Raw genomic sequence first — 14,727 nt, forward strand, 5'->3', positions numbered from 1 at the left:
GGAGGGCTGACCGGCGGGAGAGGGGACAGAAGCGCTACGCGGCCACCGAAGCTACTTCTGGAAGGCTTTTTTTAAGCTGATCCTTGAGAGCAATTCAGTCAGGGAAAGGACCATAGTGGAGCGCACGACCTGCTGGTAGCGCTGTTTTTGCATCTGGATCAGTTGCGGGTCGCTGCTTTCGAGGGCGGGCGGCGCGGGCGGCAGCGCGACGACGCAGTGCAGTTCGCCGAAGGGCCCGAGGATTTCATCGTCGGTAAAGGCGTAGTCATTGCCGTCGTGATTGAGTTCTTCACGCAGCGCCATCAGCAGTTCGCAGTCTTCGTACTCGGCGCGGCTTATCACGCCGAGCCCGTAAATCAGCTTCAGGCGCACGGAGAGATCGCCCAGCGGGCCGCTGCCGTCGAGCAACGGCTCAACGGCGTATTTGACCGCGTAGTCGTCTTTACGGAACACCTGCAACACCAGAATATTGACCGCCTCGGTGAGGAGCTCTACGGCGGCGATCAACAAGCTTCTTACGGTTTTGCCAGCATTCAGACGCTCAAGCACACGGTTTTCAAAGGCCTGGGTTTCTTCCATCATTGCCTGCATATCTGACACGTCATCAGCGGGCGCAGACTCAGCCGCGCCCGTTATTCATTACGCTGTTGCGTTATACGCGTTTACCGCCGAAGCCACGACATCGCTGTTGGCGTCCAGCCCGGAAATCTGCGCCAGCGCGGCCTGCGGGCCTTTGTCGGCGATAAGCTGCGCCAGCTCCTGCGCCTGCGGATCGTCTTCGCTGCGGAAATGCATCGCGGCGGCGATACCCAGCACCAGATTCTGATGCGGCAGGCCATATTCCAGCGTGCCCAGCAGCGGCTTAATCAGACGGTCGCCCGCGCTCAGTTTGCGCAGCGGCTGACGGCCAACGCGCTCTACGTCGTCTTTCAGGTACGGGTTTTCAAAACGGCTAAGGATCTTCTCGATATACGCGGCATGTTTCGCGTCATCAAAGCCGTAGCGTTTAATCAACACCGCGCCGCTCTCTTCCATCGCGCCGCGCACCACCAGACGAATTTTCTCATCCAGAATCGCGTCGCGAATGGTCTGATGACCGGCCTGTTTTCCGAGGTAGGCGGTTATAGCATGCCCGGTGTTCAGGGTGAAGAGCTTGCGTTCAACAAATGCCATCAGATTGTCGGTCAGCTCCATGCCTGCGATGGTCGGCAACTCGCCTTTGAACTGGGTTTTGTCGACAATCCACTCGCTGAAGGTTTCAACGGTCACTTCCAGCGGATCGTGCGCGGCGGATGCCGACGGCGGCACGATACGGTCAACGGCGGAATCAACAAAACCGACGTGGCTTTCCACCCAGGCTTTGTCGCTCTCTGCCAGCGCGTTAAACACATGGGTTTTCAGCTGGCTGGTGCCGCGCACCATGTTTTCACAGGCGATGATATTAAGCGGGCGCTCGTTGCCCTGCGCTTTACGCAGCGCCAGGCCTTTGGCGACCGCCGGGGCGATGCGCTCCAGCACGACGGGGCCAACGGCGGTCGTCACGAGATCGACCGTGGCGATAAGCGTCACGACATCGTCGCTGGTGCTGTTAACCGCATCCACGCCGGAAACAGTATCAATCTGCTCCTGCTCGCCCACCACGCGCACCTGATAGCTGTGGCGCGCGTTTAACGCGTCCAGCACCGTCTGGTTCACGTCGGCGAACGTCAGGCCGATGCCTGCGTCAGCGAGCAGTTTGCCAATAAAGCCACGACCAATATTACCTGCGCCAAAATGTAATGCTTTCATGGGAATACCTTCTTACTTAAAGCGGAAACTGTATCACCCGAGAGGGCGGGGGAAAGGGTGCTGCGTGCGACCTCCCTTTCCCTTGCCCTCTCCCTGAACGGGAGAGGTAAGGTTGCCCTGGCGGAGCACAAACATCTCAATAGCTTCTCAATGAGAAAGAGAGGGACAGTGTCCCTCTCTGTGTGGCGTTAGGCCACAGTTTTACCGGAGAGCAGCGCCAGCACTTCATCGACGCTGCTGGTATGCGCCAGGCGCTCAATCACGCTTTCATCATCCAGCGCGTTGGTCAGGCTGGTGATGACCTGAATATGTTCGTTATTGCGCGCCGCGATACCAATCACCAGGCGGGCGATATCGTCTTCTTCTTCACCAAAACGCACGCCCTGCGGATACTGGCAGAACACGACGCCGGTTTTCAGCACGCGGTCTTTGGCTTCCACGGTGCCGTGCGGAACCGCGATGGACTCGCCGAGATAGGTCGGGGTGAGTTTTTCGCGCTCCAGCATTGCGTCCACATATTCCGGCTGCACGTAGCCGCCTTTCACCAGCTGCTCGCCCGCAAAGCGAATCGCCTCTTCTTTATTCGCCGCCTGACGGCCCAGGAAGATGTTATCCGCGCTGAGCTTAAACAGGTGGCTGTCGTTGGCGTCGAAGCTGTCCTGCAGGCTGGTGCGCACTTTCTCTTCGTTCTGCGTATGACGCTGCGCGGCCACCAGACGTTCGGTCAGGCCGGCGTACAGGCCGCTGTCCAGGAAGTTGGTCAGCGAGATGTGCTGCGCGTGCGGCGCCTGGCGCATGGCGCGCTCGGTTAAATCGCGGTGGGTGATCACCAGATCCACATCGCCCGGCAGGCTGTTAATCGCACTGTTGGTCACGGAAATATGGCTCAGGCCCGCGTCCTGCACTTTCTTACGCAGTACGCCGGCGCCCATCGCGCTGGACCCCATACCGGCGTCGCAGGCGACGATGATTTTACGCACGTGGCTCAGGTCGTTGCTCAGATCCGCGCTCGCCGCGGTCGCGGCGCCTTTGGACTGCGCTTTCATATCCTGCATGCGACGGGTCGCAGCATCGATATCGTCTTCTTCTTTCACTTTGCTGGTTTTCAGCAGGATAGCGGCCACCACGAAGGAGACGGCCATCGCGGCGAAAATCGCCACCAGGTTTGCGAAGTACGCGCCTTTCGGCGTCATCGCCAGCACCGCCAGGATAGAGCCCGGAGACGCCGGAGAAACCAGGCCGCCGTTCAGTATGGTCAGGCAGAAGACGCCGGTCATACCGCCCAGGATAACGGCGAGGATCAGACGCGGGTTCATCAGCACATACGGGAAGTAGATTTCGTGGATACCGCCCAGGAAGTGGATGATAGCCGCGCCGCCTGCGGACTGCTTCGCGCTGCCGCGGCCAAAGAACATGTACGCCAGCAGAATACCCATGCCCGGACCCGGGTTGGCTTCAATCAGGAAGAAGATAGATTTGCCGAGTTCATGCGACTGCTGAATGCCCAGCGGCGAGAAGATACCGTGGTTGATGGCGTTGTTGAGGAACAGGATTTTCGCCGGTTCAACGAAAATCGACGCCAGCGGCAGCATGTCGTGAACCACCATGAAGTTCACGCCCGCGGCCAGTACTTTGGAGAGCACTTCTACCGCCGGGCCAATGCCGAGGAACGCCAGAATCGCGAGGATCATCCCGATGATGCCCGCGGAGAAGTTGTTCACCAGCATTTCAAAGCCGGATTTGATTTTGCCGTCGACCGAGGCGTCGAATTTCTTGATGCAGAAGCCGCCCAGCGGGCCTGCGATCATTGCGCCCAGGAACATCGGGATATCCGCGCCGACGATAACGCCCATGGTGGTAATCGCGCCCACCACGCCGCCGCGCTCGCCGCCGACCAGCTTACCGCCGGTATAACCGATAAGCAGCGGCAGCAGGTAAGTGATCATCGGGCCGACCAGCTTCGCCAGCGTCTCGTTTGGCCACCATCCTGTGGGAATAAATAACGCGGTGATAATACCCCAGGCGATAAACGCGCCGATGTTAGGCATTACCATATTGCTGAGAAAGCGACCAAAGCTTTGCACTTTGATCTTGATATCGGATGACATAGAACACCCCTTCTTATGTTTACGCGCAGGCTTGCGGCCCGAGGTTTATTGTTAACGTGGCGGCAGAGGTAGCCGGACCCATGCTCTGATGACGCGAAATCTGGCACTGAATCGCGATGGTGTCCAGACAGGCCCTTTAAGTGTGATCGCGATCACTTGATAGCGGGGTGCCAGGGGTGTTGTTAGGTGACTTGCGTCACAAAAAAGACGTGTAAAAAAAAGACAATGCGCAAAATGTCACCGCTATTAACCATTAAATGTGAATAAAATCACATTTCCATTCGGCGTCTTTGTTATTCGTTTGTGATGTGAATCACAAAATATTTCCCAGGAATAATCTGAACGGGCGGCGTACATTTTTTACTCACGCTATCAAGGATAGTCTGTAAGAAAGTTACAGCAGGAAAATGCGGTAAAAAGGCGCTTGCCAGTCATGCTTCAAATGACGTTTTAGCGCGCCGCCGCGCCTCCTTTTGGCGTATCCTGAATCATACTGACCCTGACCCTGGCGTTAACGTAAAAGGACCCGGCATGAAAATTATCGGTAGTTACACCAGCCCGTTTGTACGCAAAATCTCTGTGATGTTGCTTGAAAAAGGCATCGTGTTTGAGTTCGTAAATGAATCGCCCTATGCCGAACAGAACGGCATGGCGCAGTACAACCCGCTGGGGAAAGTGCCGGCGCTGGTGACCGATGAGGGCGAGACCTGGTTTGATTCGCCCATCATCGCGCAGTATATCGAGCTGCTGGACGCGCAACCGGCGCTGGTGCCGCAAGAACCGCGCGCGGCGCTGAAAGTTCGCCAGCTGGAGGCGCTTGCCGACGGCATTATGGACGCGGCGCTGGTTTCGGTTCGCGAGCAGGCGCGCCCGGCGGAACAGCAGTCGGAAAGTGAACTGCTGCGCCAGCGGGAGAAAATCAACCGCGGCCTCGACGCGCTGGAAGGGTATGCGGCTGACGGCACGCTGAAGGCCGAGGAACTGACGCTCGCCACCATCGCCACCGCCTGCGCCATCGGCTATCTCAATTTCCGTCGCGTGGCGCCGGGCTGGTGCGCGCAGCGTCCGCATCTGGTGAAACTGGTGGAGGCGCTTTTTGCCCGCGACAGCTTCGCGCGTACCGAGCCGCCCAGCGCCTGACCGGGTGGGAACCGCCTTTTATTGCGCTGACCGGGCGCGGGGACTGAACTGCCCCGCGTTTCCTGCTAAATTATCGCCATGTTTTATCCAGGTTTATGCACGCCATGACGACCGATTCCCGTCTGCTTTACAGCCAGCTTCCCGCCACCGACCGCCTGCTGCGCGACAGCGCGTTCCAGCCGTTGCTGGACGCCTACGGCCATACCCGCGTGGTCAACACCCTTCGCGCGATGCAGGAGGCGGCGCGGCTCGCCATTCGCGAGCGCCAGGCGCTGCCCTCATGGTGCGACGACTGGGCCGCGGCGGCGGCCGACCGGCTGGCGCGCGGTTCGCAAAGCGCGCTGCGCCCGGTTTTTAATCTTACCGGGACGGTGCTGCACACCAATCTTGGCCGCGCGTTGCAGGCGGAAGAAGCGGTTGAAGCGGTCGCCCGCGCCATGCGCTCGCCCGTGACGCTGGAGTATGACGCCGAAGGCGGCGAGCGCGGCCACCGCGACCGCGCGCTGGCGGAATTACTCTGCGAACTCACCGGCGCGGAAGACGCCTGTATCGTCAATAACAACGCCGCGGCGGTGCTGCTGATGCTGGCGGCGCTGGGCGCAGGCAAAGAGGTGATCGTGTCGCGCGGCGAGCTGGTGGAGATTGGCGGCGCGTTTCGTATCCCGGATGTGATGCGCCAGGCGGGCTGTCAGCTGGTGGAAGTGGGCACGACCAACCGCACGCACCTGCGCGATTATCTGGATGCTGTCGGCGAGCAGACCGCGCTGCTGATGAAAGTACACACCAGCAATTACCAGATTGAAGGCTTTACCAAAGCCGTGGAGGCCGCCGAGCTGGCGCAGGCGTCAACGCTTCCGGTAATTGTCGATCTCGGCAGCGGTTCGCTTATCGATCTCAGCCAGTATGGGCTGCCGAAAGAGCCGATGCCGCAGGAGGCGCTGGCCGCCGGGGCGAGTCTGGTGAGCTTTTCCGGCGATAAACTGCCGGGCGGGCCGCAGGCAGGGATTATCGTCGGCAAAAAGTCGCTCATCGCGGCGCTTCAGAAACACCCGCTCAAGCGCGCGCTGCGCGCCGACAAAATGACGCTGGCGGCGCTCGACGCCACGCTGCGCCTTTATCTGCATCCGGAAAAACTCGCCGAACGGCTGCCGACCCTACGGCTGCTGACGCGTCAGGCGTCTGACATTAACGAACAGGCGCAGCGCCTGCGCCCGGCGCTGGAGGCCCGCTACGGCGACGAGTTTCAGATAGACGTGACGCCCTGCCTGTCGCAGATCGGCAGCGGCTCGCTGCCGGTCGACCGCCTTCCGGGTGCGGCGCTCACCTTCACCCCGCGCGACGGGCGCGGCGGCCGTCTTGAGGCGCTTGCCGCCCGCTGGCGCCGTCTGCCGGTGCCGGTTATCGGGCGCGTGGGCGACGGGCGGTTATGGCTCGATTTACGCTGCCTTGAAGACGAGGCAGGACTGATGGAGATGTTGTTGCAATGATTATCGCCACCGCCGGGCATGTGGACCACGGCAAAACCACGCTGCTTGAAGCGCTCACCGGTATTAACGCCGACCGTCTGCCGGAAGAGAAAAAACGCGGCATGACCATCGATCTCGGCTATGCCTACTGGCCGCAGCCGGACGGGCGCGTCATCGGCTTTATCGACGTGCCCGGCCATGAGAAATTCCTGGCTAATATGCTGGCGGGCGTGGGCGGCATCGATCATGCGCTGCTGATGGTGGCGTGCGATGACGGCGTGATGGCCCAGACCCGCGAGCACCTCGCAATTCTGCGCCTGACCGGCCAGCCGACGCTCACCGTGGCGCTCACCAAAGCCGACCGGGTGGATGACGCACGCCTCGTGCAGGTGAAAGCGCAGGTGATGGCCACGCTGAGCGATTATGGCTGGCACGACGCCACGCTGTTCGTCACGGCGGCCACCGAAGGCGTGGGCATAGAGGCGCTGCGCGACCATCTGCGCACGTTGCCCGAACGCACGCATCCTGTCGGGCAGCGCTTTCGCCTAGCGGTCGATCGCGCGTTTACCGTCAAGGGCGCGGGCCTGGTGGTGACCGGCACGGCGCTTTCCGGCGAGGTGAACGTCGGCGATACGCTCTACCTGACCGGCGCGAACACGCCGATGCGCGTGCGCGGCCTGCACGCGCAGAACCAGCCGACGGAGCGGGCGTTCGCCGGTCAGCGCATCGCGCTGAATATCAGCGGCGACGCGCAGAAAGCGGATATCCGGCGCGGCGACTGGCTGCTCAGCGACGCGCCGCCGCAGGCCACAGAGCGGGTTATCGTCACGCTCGACCACCATGCGCCGCTGCAACAGTGGCAGCCGCTGCATATTCACCATGCGGCGAGCCACGTCACCGGTCGCGTCTCGCTGCTGGAAGATAATCTGGCGGAGCTGGTGTTCGACACGCCGCTCTTCCTGGCCGATAACGACCGGCTGGTGCTGCGCGACATCAGCGCGCGCCAGACGCTGGCGGGCGCGCGCGTCGTCACGCTGGAAACCCCGCGGCGCGGCAAACGCCAGCCGGAATTTCTCGCGTTTCTCGCCGAACTGGCAAGCGCCAGAACCGACGCTGACGCGCTGCGGCTCCACGCCTCGCGCGGCGCGGTCGCGCTCGCGACGTTCGGCTGGGCGCGCCAGCTCTCTGCGGCATCGCTCGACGCGCTGGCGGGCAGTGGGGACTATCTCCAGGCGAACGGTTATCTGTTAAGCAGCGCGCTCGCGGCGCGCTGGCAGGAGAAACTGCTCGCCACGCTCGCCCGCTACCATGAAACGCACAGCGAAGAGCCGGGCCCTGGCCGCGAGCGCCTGCGGCGCATGACGCTCCCTTCCGAGCCGGAGCCGCTGGTGCTGGCGCTGATCGAACGGATGCGGCGCGACGGACAGCTCGCGAGCCGCGAAGGCTGGCTGCATCTGCCGGGCCATAAGGCCGGTTTCAGCGAGTCTCAGCAGGCGCTGTGGGAAAAAATTCAGGGACTGTTTGGCGACGAGCCCTGGTGGGTGCGCGATCTGGCGCGCGAAGCGGGTGAAGAAGAACAGGCGATGCGCCAGCTGTTGCGGCTCGCCGCGCAGCAGGGCTTCATCACGGCGATCGTTAAAGATCGCTATTATCGTCACGATCGCATTGTGGCGTTCGCCGATCTGATCCGCACGCTCGATCGCGAGAAAGGCGCGACCGTCGCCGCCGATTTCCGCGACAGCCTGAACGTGGGCCGTAAGCTGGCGATTCAGATTCTGGAATATTTCGACCGCATCGGCTTTACCCGCCGTCGCGGCAATGAACATCTGCTGCGCGACAGCGCGCTGTTTAATTCCACGCTGTAAATCGACTACCGAAACCGGGGAATATATATCAATGAAATATATATTCCCCATGTTTTAATGAACTCATGAATAATTCCAGAAAATATCGCTAACTGTTTTATTTTATGGTGCTTTCTGGCAACCAATTCGTCGTAATTCGCGGCGTCTCGCTTTTTTCACTCTGCCATGCGGTGTATTTTCAGAGGCTCATTTCATTCATTAAGGATAATGAGTATGACCGCGTCTGTTTTTTATATTCCCGCAATTAATATGATTGGCATGAATAGTCTCGACGAGGCGCTGAAAACGGCCTGTGAATATGGCTATCGCAACGCGCTGATTGTGACGGACGGTATGCTATCGGCGCTGGGCATGGCGGGCCAGCTAAAGGAGATGCTGGCGCAGAAAGGCATCCACAGCGTGGTTTTCGACGGCACGCACCCGAACCCGACCACGGAAAATGTGGAAGCGGGCTTAAGTATGCTGCGCGCGCATCGCTGCGACTGCGTGATTTCGCTCGGGGGCGGTTCGCCGCACGACTGCGCCAAGGGCATCGCGCTGGTGGCCGCCAACGGCGGCGATATCCGTGATTACGAAGGCGTCGACCGCTCCCGCAAACCGCAACTGCCGATGATCGCCATCAATACCACGGCGGGCACGGCGTCGGAGATGACGCGTTTTTGCATCATCACCGACCAGGAGCGGCATGTGAAAATGGCGATTGTCGATAAACATGTGACGCCGGTGATGTCGGTTAACGATCCGGCGCTGATGATGGGGATGCCGAAATCGCTGACCGCCGCGACAGGCATGGACGCGCTGACCCACGCCATCGAGGCGTATGTCTCGACGGCCGCCACGCCGGTGACCGACGCCTGCGCGCTGAAAGCCATCGCCATGATTGCGCAAACGCTGCCGCAGGCGGTGGAAGAGGGGGATAACGTCGCGGCCCGCGAGGCGATGGCCTGGGCGCAGTTTATGGCGGGGATGGCGTTTAATAACGCGTCGCTCGGGTATGTGCACGCGATGGCGCATCAGCTGGGCGGTTTTTACGATCTGCCGCACGGCGTCTGTAACGCTATCCTGCTGCCGCATGTACAGCGCTTTAACAGCGCCGCGGCGGGGCACCGCTTGCGCGACTGCGCGCAGGCGATGGGCGTCGATGTCAGCGGCATGAGCGACGCCGAAGGGGCGAATGCCTGCATCGCCGCTATTTGCGCGCTGGCTCGCAGGATCCATATTCCTGCCGGGTTGCGGGAGCTGAGAGTGCGTGAAGACGATATCTCTGAGCTTGCGGAGAACGCGCTTAAAGACGCCTGCGGGTTTACTAATCCGGTGCAGGCAAGCCACGCGGAAATCATGGCGATTTATCGCGCGGCCCTGTAAGGCGTAAGCCCCGTCGCGGCGGGGCTACTGTTTCTGTTTCGCGAGCCACACCGCGCCCAGCCGCCCGGCCTGGTTGCCGAGCTGGCAGGGTTGAATGGGCACCCGCAACGCATCCCAGAAGTTATATTTTTCGAGGCTGCGCTCAAGCATGGGGTAGAGATCTTTCTGCTGGCTGATGCCGCCGCCAATCAGCACTACCTGCGGATCGTAGAGCGACACCACGCTGTAAACGCCGCGCGCCAGATAACCGACCCAGCGCTCCACCACCTCACGCAGATGCACGTCGCCACCCATGCGTTCGAAGACTTCTTTGCCGTGCAGCGGGGCGTCTGACGGCAGCGACAGCGCCCGGCGGCTCGCTTCCATCAGCCCGCGCGCGGAGGCGATCTGATGCATGTTCTCGCCGTTGTCGCCGACCGGTATCACGCCAAACTCGCCCGCGCGGAAGTGCGCGCCGCGCATCAGTTCACGGTTGAGGATCAGGCCGCCGCCAATGCCGGTGCCGATGGTCATACAGATAAACGAGTCGTAGCGCTGCCCGGCGCCGCGCCACATTTCGCCAAGCGCCGCGCAGTTCGCATCGTTTTCCACCGTGACCGGCAGCGACGTCAGTTCGCCAAACAGCTCCAGCAGATTACAGCCGTCGAGAAACGTCAGCGCGCCCGCCTTCGGCACATGGCCGGTGCCGGGGTTGATATAGCCGGGGAAACTGACGCCGATGCCCGCTATGTCGTCATTTTTCTGGTAACGCTCAACGGCCTCGCGCCAGGCGTTTTTGAACGCGTCAGGATCGTAGTGGGTATCATATTCGTCGCTGGAAAGCTCCTCGCCCTCTTCGGTGATCAGGCCGTGTTTGATATGGGTGCCGCCAATGTCAAAGCCGATAAACTTGCGCATGGTCATTCCTTCTGTGACAAACCGGGTTCCGCCTTTGAGTATGGCGTACCTGCGAAAACGCAACGTAAAGGAAGGTAATCCGCCGCTATTTCTGGTGAATACCGCGTATGTCGTGATTGTGGTTAAGTAACGGCTGATATGAAAAGAGGCGGCGGTGTGGATATTTCAGGTTTTATGCTGGCGATCGCGCCGGTGGCGCTCTCTCCCGGCGCGAGCTTTACGCTGGCGATGAACAATGTAATCCACCGGGGAATTACGGGCGTATTCAGCGTTATCGCGGGCACGCTCATCGGAATTTATATTCACGCCTCGCTGGTGGGGCTGGGCGTCACGCAGCTGCTGGTGCGCTATCCGCCGGTGATGAAAACCTTACAGCTTACGGGCACGCTCTATTTGCTCTGGCTGGCGCTGCGGCTTGTCGTAAGCGGCATTCAGGCCTGGCGGCGTCCGCAGCAAAACACAGGCCACGGCGCGGGCGTGAAAGAGGCGCTACTGGCGAACCTTTTTAATATCAAAGCGATCCTGCTCTGGCTGACCGTCGTGCCCGCCTTCGCCGGAACGGCCTTCTCGCACTATCTGCTGCTCGCCAGCATCCATGTCGCCATTATGGCCGTATGGCTGCTGCTGTGCGGCGGCGCGATTGTGCTGACCACGCGCCGCTTTTCGGTGCGCTGGCTGAAGGTCGTCGTCGATACCGGCGGCGGCCTGTTTCTGTTTGTCCTCACGCTCTCCTCTGCGCTGGCCATGCTGAAATAGGCGGGAGCCTTGCTACCCAGCCGTATATTTATCCCGTTGATGTAATGGCACAAATCATTACGGAAGGGGGATCGCAGAAGGGAAATCTTTCCGTCCGGGACATTGTCCGGCGCGTAGCGTCACGATACCGTATTGTCTTCGGGGTACGCCATTGACGTACCTTCATGCTGTGTTAACATCAGCCGGTGGCGTATGGAATATGCTCTTTATTGAAACGGAAATCTTTACCCGGGCCGTGACAACTCTGCTTAGTGATGCCGAATACCAGCGGTTGCAGTGGTTTCTGGCCCTGCGGCCTGATTACGGCGACGTGATACCGGATACCGGCGGGCTTCGTAAGGCGCGCTGGCTGTCAGGCGGCCGGGGAAAACGGGGCGGCGTCAGGATCATCTATTTCTATCGCGCTGCTGCCGATGAAATCCGCCTGCTGCTGATTTATCGCAAGGGGATAAAAGACGATCTCTCGCCTCACGAAAAATCTGTGCTCAGAATGTTGAATGAGAGGTGGTGATGGACAACGCGCTGTTTGAGCAGTTAACCGAAAGCCTGCGGCAGATGAATGATATCAGCGAAGGCCGCCGCGAGCCCTCACGAGCTTTTGTCATCGACGCGCTGAAAATAAAAGCGATCAGACAGGCATCAGGCCTTTCTCAGACGAAATTCGCCAGCCTGATTTCGGTAAGCGTGGATACGCTGCGCAACTGGGAGCAGGGAAGACGCTCGCCAACCGGGCCTGCGCGTGCGCTGTTGCGTGCGATTGCGAACGATCCGCAACATGTGCTCTCTGCGCTTGCGTTGTAACCGGCAAAGAAAATGATATGTCGATAACGAGCAGGAACTAGCCCGCCCTGAACGAGCGGGCTACAGACAAGATTACTCACCCTCTCCCGGGAACAGGAACGGGTTGATGGAGCTTCTGGCGAAGCCTTCCTGCTCCATACGGGCGTCGAGCACCAGCGAGGCGAGATCGTCCGCCACCGGCTCCACGTTCGGGTCTTTTTCCTGATACAAAATCTTCAGGTAAGTGCCGCAGTCGCCGCAGCTTTCGGCTTTAATGGCCGCCTGCTCGCTCTCCAGCGACCAGTAGTGCAAATCGCGGGTCTGCTCGCAGTTGCTGCATTTAACGCGCACGACGTGCCATTCGGTTTCGCACAGGTTGCAGTGCAGATAGCGCAGCCCCTGGCTTGAGCCGATATGCACCATGCTGGAGACCGGTATGCTGCCGCAGACCGGGCAGAACTGACGCGCTTCGCCATACTCCGCCCGCGCTTTGCCGGGGATCAGGCTCGCCATCTGCGCCCAGTAGAGCGACAGCGCCGCCCAGATAAACGGCGCTTTATCGCTGCTCACCGCGCTGAAATCGGCGCTGAACAGGGCGCTCGCCATCATTTCCAGCTCCTGCGCCGAGGCTTTTTCGAGATTCTCGATAACCGCCAGCGCCGGGCCGCTCATCTCCGGCTTCAGCTCGGCAATCAGCGACTGCAACAGCTTTTGCCAGTGGCCGTCGCGCGGCAGTACGTGAATATCGAGCGGGGGCTTGCCCTGTTCCGCGGCTTCTTTGATGCGGGCCGTCAAATCCATCTCCAGCGGGTGGTCATACAGCACCACCTCCTGGGCATGCGCGATAAGCGCGGCAAAACGCAGGTAATCGCCCAGCGGATTATTTTCAGCCAGCTCGCGCAGGCGCGCGGCGCGGCGGTTATAGAGATTTTTCAGTCTGGGGAACAATAACGGCGGAATCACTTCCGCCGTACGTTTATCGCTCTTCTCCAGCTGGTCTTGCGGGATGATGCGAATACTCATTCAGATGATTTTTCCTGTTTCTCGCGCACTTCGCGATACCAGCGCGGGTGGTGTTTCTTCGCCCAGGTTTTAGTAACCCAGCCTTCCACCATGGCGGTAATGGTGCCTTTGACCCACAGGGCCGCGTAAATATGCACCATGATAACCACAATTAAGGCCACCGCGGCAAATGAATGCGCCAGCAGCGCCAGGCGAATCACCGGGATGGGGAACATCGGCGCGAACCACGGACGCCAGATCACCACGCCGCTTGCCAGTAACAGCAGAAGCAGCAGAATGGCCGCCCAGAAGACGCACTTCTGACCGAAATTATAGCGCCCGGTATCGCCCACTTCCTCGTTCATGGCGATTTTGTGGATATTTTTTGCCCACAAAATATCGTCACGGTTAATGAGGTTGTGGTGCCAGTAACGGAAAAACATCAGCATAAACGAGACGAACATCACCACCCCAACGAAGGGGTGGAGGATGCGCGCCAGCTGCGGCGTGCCGAGAATGTTCATCAGCCAGTTGAAGGAGGGGAAAAAGAACCCCAGCCCGCTCACCGCCGCCAGCACGAAGGCGAAGGCGGTGATCCAGTGGTTGATTCGCTCTGGCGCGCTGTAGCGCACGATGGTGTCACGTCTTTTCATTTACGCACCTCATCATCGTCATGGTGCAGATTGTCTTCATCTTCCTCGGCGCGGTTTGGACCGATACCGACGTAGTGGAAGACGCTGGCTGCGAAGGTCGCCGCAAAGCCGATAGCGGCGAGCGGTTTCCAGATGCCTTTCCAGAACTTAACGGCTTCGCTGATTTCCGGGTTCTCCGGCAGACCGTGATACAGGTTCGGCTTGTCGTTGTGGTGCAGCACGTACATGACGTGCGTACCGCCAACGCCTGCCGGATCGTACAGGCCCGCGTTTTCGTAACCACGGGTTTTCAGCTCCGCCACGCGCTCGCCAGCCAGCTGTTTCATATCCTCTTTGGAGCCAAAGTGGATAGCGCCGGTCGGACAGGTCTTCACGCACGCCGGCTCCTGGCCCACGGTCACGCGATCCACGCACAGGGTGCATTTGTAGACGCGGTTATCTTCCGGGTTCAGGCGCGGGACGTCGAACGGACAGCCCGCGATGCAGTAGCCGCAGCCGATGCACTGCTCAGACTGAAAATCGACGATGCCGTTGGCATACTGAATGATAGCGCCTTCCGACGGGCACGCTTTCAGGCAGCCCGGATCGGCGCAGTGCATACAGCCATCCTTGCGGATAAGCCATTCCAGTTTGTCGTTCTGCTCCACTTCCGAGAAGCGCATCACGGTCCAGGACTTGGCGGTCAGATCCGCCGGGTTGTCATACACCCCGACGTTATGACCGACCTCGTCACGCAGATCGTTCCACTCGGAACAGGCCACCTGACAGGCTTTACAGCCGATACAGGTGGTCACGTCGATAAGCTTCGCCACTTCCTGCTGGTGGTCCCGCGCCTGCGGCGCGGGCGTGAAACCGTTAGTCGCGGAACGACGGATAATGTCTTGCGATTGATAAGCCATAAGTCGTC

Annotated in this window: 14 protein-coding genes; 7 read left to right on the plus strand and 7 right to left on the minus strand. The window is 60.1% G+C overall.

Features of this window, described 5'->3' with window-relative positions:
* Positions 1 to 51: 51 nt before the first annotated feature.
* From mtlR to AFK65_RS00440, 3 genes are all read right to left on the minus strand, one after another.
* On the minus strand, positions 52 to 591 hold the full coding sequence (gene mtlR / locus AFK65_RS00430) for a mannitol operon repressor MtlR (RefSeq protein WP_007704067.1): 540 nt from the start codon (positions 589 to 591) through the stop codon (positions 52 to 54).
* A 48-nt stretch (positions 592 to 639) separates the two neighbouring features.
* Positions 640 to 1,788 (minus strand): mannitol-1-phosphate 5-dehydrogenase, encoded by a 1,149-nt coding sequence (gene mtlD, locus AFK65_RS00435; protein ID WP_007704069.1) that lies wholly within the window; start codon positions 1,786 to 1,788, stop codon positions 640 to 642.
* Between the two features lie 188 nt (positions 1,789 to 1,976).
* Positions 1,977 to 3,896: a PTS mannitol transporter subunit IICBA gene (locus tag AFK65_RS00440; protein WP_038858441.1), complete on the minus strand. Its 1,920-nt coding sequence runs from the start codon at positions 3,894 to 3,896 to the stop codon at positions 1,977 to 1,979.
* A gap of 531 nt (positions 3,897 to 4,427) precedes the next feature.
* Between AFK65_RS00440 and AFK65_RS00445 the strand changes: the two genes are divergently transcribed.
* From AFK65_RS00445 to yiaY, 4 genes are all read left to right on the plus strand, one after another.
* Positions 4,428 to 5,036, plus strand: a complete 609-nt coding sequence (locus tag AFK65_RS00445; protein WP_007704072.1) for a glutathione S-transferase — start codon at positions 4,428 to 4,430, stop codon at positions 5,034 to 5,036.
* A 104-nt stretch (positions 5,037 to 5,140) separates the two neighbouring features.
* Positions 5,141 to 6,523, plus strand: coding sequence for an L-seryl-tRNA(Sec) selenium transferase (gene selA, locus AFK65_RS00450; protein WP_038858439.1), 1,383 nt, complete (start codon positions 5,141 to 5,143; stop codon positions 6,521 to 6,523).
* The gene (gene selB / locus AFK65_RS00455; protein ID WP_038858437.1) at positions 6,520 to 8,367 is read left to right on the plus strand and encodes a selenocysteine-specific translation elongation factor; all 1,848 of its coding nucleotides are present in this window, start codon (positions 6,520 to 6,522) and stop codon (positions 8,365 to 8,367) included. Before selA ends, selB begins: the two co-directional genes overlap by 4 nt.
* A gap of 213 nt (positions 8,368 to 8,580) precedes the next feature.
* Positions 8,581 to 9,732, plus strand: a complete 1,152-nt coding sequence (gene yiaY, locus AFK65_RS00460; protein WP_038858435.1) for an L-threonine dehydrogenase — start codon at positions 8,581 to 8,583, stop codon at positions 9,730 to 9,732.
* 24 nt (positions 9,733 to 9,756) lie between these two features.
* On the opposite strand, the gene AFK65_RS00465 is transcribed toward yiaY, so the two are convergent.
* Positions 9,757 to 10,629, minus strand: coding sequence for an ROK family protein (locus tag AFK65_RS00465; protein WP_038858432.1), 873 nt, complete (start codon positions 10,627 to 10,629; stop codon positions 9,757 to 9,759).
* Positions 10,630 to 10,785: 156 nt separating this feature from the next.
* Between AFK65_RS00465 and AFK65_RS00470 the strand changes: the two genes are divergently transcribed.
* The 3 genes from AFK65_RS00470 (at position 10,786) to nadS (ending at position 12,186) form a co-directional block, all read left to right on the plus strand.
* On the plus strand, positions 10,786 to 11,385 hold the full coding sequence (locus AFK65_RS00470; protein ID WP_007704082.1) for a LysE family translocator: 600 nt from the start codon (positions 10,786 to 10,788) through the stop codon (positions 11,383 to 11,385).
* A 199-nt stretch (positions 11,386 to 11,584) separates the two neighbouring features.
* Positions 11,585 to 11,896, plus strand: a complete 312-nt coding sequence (locus AFK65_RS00475) for a hypothetical protein (RefSeq protein ID WP_007704085.1) — start codon at positions 11,585 to 11,587, stop codon at positions 11,894 to 11,896.
* Positions 11,896 to 12,186 (plus strand): NadS family protein, encoded by a 291-nt coding sequence (gene nadS / locus AFK65_RS00480; RefSeq protein ID WP_007704087.1) that lies wholly within the window; start codon positions 11,896 to 11,898, stop codon positions 12,184 to 12,186. Before AFK65_RS00475 ends, nadS begins: the two co-directional genes overlap by 1 nt.
* Before the next feature lie 72 nt (positions 12,187 to 12,258).
* Here the strand turns inward: nadS and fdhE are convergent, their stop codons facing one another.
* The 3 genes from fdhE to fdxH are packed head-to-tail and all read right to left on the minus strand — an operon-like array spanning position 12,259 to position 14,719.
* Positions 12,259 to 13,188, minus strand: a complete 930-nt coding sequence (gene fdhE, locus AFK65_RS00485) for a formate dehydrogenase accessory protein FdhE (protein ID WP_038858423.1) — start codon at positions 13,186 to 13,188, stop codon at positions 12,259 to 12,261.
* Positions 13,185 to 13,820, minus strand: coding sequence for a formate dehydrogenase cytochrome b556 subunit (gene fdoI, locus AFK65_RS00490; protein WP_004385165.1), 636 nt, complete (start codon positions 13,818 to 13,820; stop codon positions 13,185 to 13,187). Before fdoI ends, fdhE begins: the two co-directional genes overlap by 4 nt.
* Positions 13,817 to 14,719, minus strand: a complete 903-nt coding sequence (fdxH, locus tag AFK65_RS00495; RefSeq protein WP_007766109.1) for a formate dehydrogenase subunit beta — start codon at positions 14,717 to 14,719, stop codon at positions 13,817 to 13,819. The genes fdoI and fdxH overlap by 4 nt, the downstream gene beginning before the upstream one ends.
* Between the last annotated feature and the right edge of the window lie 8 nt (positions 14,720 to 14,727).

The sequence above is a fragment of the Cronobacter universalis NCTC 9529 genome (assembly GCF_001277175.1).
Classification (GTDB): Bacteria; Pseudomonadota; Gammaproteobacteria; order Enterobacterales; family Enterobacteriaceae; genus Cronobacter; species Cronobacter universalis.

Coding starts and splice junctions, on each gene's coding strand:
- mtlR (WP_007704067.1), bottom strand. CDS start 591: ATGCAGGCAATGATGGAAGAAACCCAGGCCTTTGAAAACCGTGTGCTT.
- mtlD (WP_007704069.1), bottom strand. CDS start 1,788: ATGAAAGCATTACATTTTGGCGCAGGTAATATTGGTCGTGGCTTTATT.
- AFK65_RS00440 (WP_038858441.1), bottom strand. CDS start 3,896: ATGTCATCCGATATCAAGATCAAAGTGCAAAGCTTTGGTCGCTTTCTC.
- AFK65_RS00445 (WP_007704072.1), top strand. CDS start 4,428: ATGAAAATTATCGGTAGTTACACCAGCCCGTTTGTACGCAAAATCTCT.
- selA (WP_038858439.1), top strand. CDS start 5,141: ATGACGACCGATTCCCGTCTGCTTTACAGCCAGCTTCCCGCCACCGAC.
- selB (WP_038858437.1), top strand. CDS start 6,520: ATGATTATCGCCACCGCCGGGCATGTGGACCACGGCAAAACCACGCTG.
- yiaY (WP_038858435.1), top strand. CDS start 8,581: ATGACCGCGTCTGTTTTTTATATTCCCGCAATTAATATGATTGGCATG.
- AFK65_RS00465 (WP_038858432.1), bottom strand. CDS start 10,629: ATGCGCAAGTTTATCGGCTTTGACATTGGCGGCACCCATATCAAACAC.
- AFK65_RS00475 (WP_007704085.1), top strand. CDS start 11,585: ATGCTCTTTATTGAAACGGAAATCTTTACCCGGGCCGTGACAACTCTG.
- nadS (WP_007704087.1), top strand. CDS start 11,896: ATGGACAACGCGCTGTTTGAGCAGTTAACCGAAAGCCTGCGGCAGATG.
- fdhE (WP_038858423.1), bottom strand. CDS start 13,188: ATGAGTATTCGCATCATCCCGCAAGACCAGCTGGAGAAGAGCGATAAA.
- fdoI (WP_004385165.1), bottom strand. CDS start 13,820: ATGAAAAGACGTGACACCATCGTGCGCTACAGCGCGCCAGAGCGAATC.
- fdxH (WP_007766109.1), bottom strand. CDS start 14,719: ATGGCTTATCAATCGCAAGACATTATCCGTCGTTCCGCGACTAACGGT.